The sequence below is a fragment of the Aquiflexum sp. genome (assembly GCF_041751335.1).
Classification (GTDB): domain Bacteria; phylum Bacteroidota; class Bacteroidia; order Cytophagales; family Cyclobacteriaceae; genus Aquiflexum.
In genome coordinates this window covers 1-2,041 of sequence record NZ_JBGSXS010000001.1, presented here as the reverse complement: position 1 = coordinate 2,041, position 2,041 = coordinate 1, and the positions used below count along the sequence as shown (strand labels likewise).

The 2,041-nt window shown below is 41.0% G+C and carries 3 protein-coding genes; all 3 read left to right on the top strand.

Features of this window, described 5'->3' with window-relative positions:
* A partial coding sequence (locus ACEW8U_RS00015) for a T9SS type A sorting domain-containing protein (protein WP_373519974.1) occupies positions 1-1,397 on the top strand: 1,397 nt, incomplete at its 5' end.
* A 5-nt stretch (positions 1,398-1,402) separates the two neighbouring features.
* Positions 1,403-1,813, top strand: a complete 411-nt coding sequence (locus tag ACEW8U_RS00010; protein ID WP_373519973.1) for a hypothetical protein — start codon at positions 1,403-1,405, stop codon at positions 1,811-1,813.
* 42 nt (positions 1,814-1,855) lie between these two features.
* A partial coding sequence (locus ACEW8U_RS00005) for a hypothetical protein (RefSeq protein WP_373519972.1) occupies positions 1,856-2,041 on the top strand: 186 nt, incomplete at its 3' end.

Here is a 2,041-nt window from a genome sequence, read left to right as displayed (position 1 = left end):
TTGAATACTTTTTGGACAATTATGGAAATTTCGGAACTGGAACTAAAATCAACGTGGAATCTGGTAAGGATGATTATCTGATTGACCTAGAAGGGTTAAATCCGGGACTTCACCTGTTGATGGTTAGGGCTAAAAACAATTTTGGAAAATGGTCCCATACCAAAAGCAGCGTTTTCTTTTTGGCAGATAATGAATTATCCAAAATCGTGGAATTAAGATACCAATTTCTAGGTACCGGATTTGAAAGTGAAATATTCCGGTTTACCGATTTTGAGCCTGCTACTGAAATTGATCTTTCACAAAACCAATTCCTAACAAATGCAAGTGGGTTGGAAGAAGGAGAGAATTACAGGATCAAACTCATTGCCGTCAATGAAAAGGGGCAACAAAGCTTGGTTTACACTGCATCATTTGTTTACTCGGTCAAACCTCCACTATCTATTACTGACCTTAAAATCACTAATCCAACTTGTTTCGGAACCGAAGATGGAAAAGTGGAGATAAGCGCTGAGGGCGAAGATATTGAAATTGAATACAGTATGGATAACACAACCTTCCAAGGTTCTGGGATTTTTGAAAATCTGGCACCTGGAGCGTATATAGCCTATATCAGGGACAAAAATGACACGGAAAATTTGGTACAGGAATCTTTTGAAATAACCGGCCCTACTGAAATCCAAGTATCAATTTCCAACATCAACCAAGTTTCTTGCCCTGGAGACTCCAATGGCGGTGTCACCGTCAATGCGACAGGTGGCGCAGGTTCCTTTACCTACAAACTTTCAACCCAGACTACATTCCAAGCAGGGAACCAATTTGGAGACTTAACAGCGGGGGATTATACCTTCACAGTCAAAGATGGTAACGGATGTGAATCCAGTAGCACGGTCCAGATCACTGCTCAAAATGAAAGTCCGCCAATCCCTACCCTATCCATTCAGGGCACTGATGGGATATCTACGGAAGTCCAACTGGTTTCCAGTAGTCCCAGCGGTAACCAATGGTTAAGAAATGGTGCTGAAATCCCCGGGGCAACCGGACAATCTTTAGAAATAACCCAAGCAGGAAGCTATCAGGTTAGAGTGACCGGAGGATCGGGTTGTTCATCTATTTCGGCTGCAACTGTGATCACTGAGTTGGGTGAAATCCGAACCGGTAATTTGATCAAACTCTACCCCAATCCTGCAAATGACCTAGTCAGGGTCAAATTCGAAAGGGATTTCTATCTGGAGAAAATTACCATAGTCAATTCCCAAGGGATATTGGTCAATATCCTGGAAATCCAAAAAATGACAGATGAGGTGATAATAGAGGTGACAAGATTCGCTCCAGGCAATTACATCCTGTTGGTAGAAGGAGTTGGAATGAACGAAAGATTAAACTTGATAAAAAGATAACAGCTATGAAAACTTCCTATAAAAACATATTGGACATGACCATAGCTGTTGTCTTAGTAATCACAGCCATATCATGTGGAGACGATCCAAAACCCCAACCAGAACCTACCAAATCCGAATTGATTGCTCAAAACTGGTCATTAAGATCTGTCAGCATCGGTGGACAGCCTGAAAACATCTCGGGCTACTCCATCCGCTTCCAAAGTAATGGGAATTTCACTTTCTCTACCCCGGGAGTACCTGGCTTACCTTCAAGTGGGACTTGGGCATTAAATGCATCCGAAACGGTTATCATACTAAACGGCTCTATAGAACTTCCCATCCGTACATTGACCAAAACCAATTTTGCTTTTGATTACACCTATCAAAATCATAAGGAGGGAAATGTGACGGTGCAATTTGTTTTGGGGGTTTGATTGTAGTGTTATGAATTTTATAAAAACTAAAAATTCAAAAATATGATAAGGACAGGAATGCTTGCATTGGTTTTGATTTTCCATTTATCAGGGGATTTCAATAAGGAAATACCTGAGTGGGAAATAGAAGCTCCAAATTATATCCATTGGATTTTCCCAACCATTACTGGCAATTTGCTTTATAAAGGAACTGATGGAATCCATGGGCTTGATCCAGAAACCAGAGAA

What these genes read in the sequence shown, in the direction of transcription:
- ACEW8U_RS00010 (WP_373519973.1), top strand. Translation starts at nt 1,403, where the DNA reads ATGAAAACTTCCTATAAAAACATATTGGACATGACCATAGCTGTTGTC.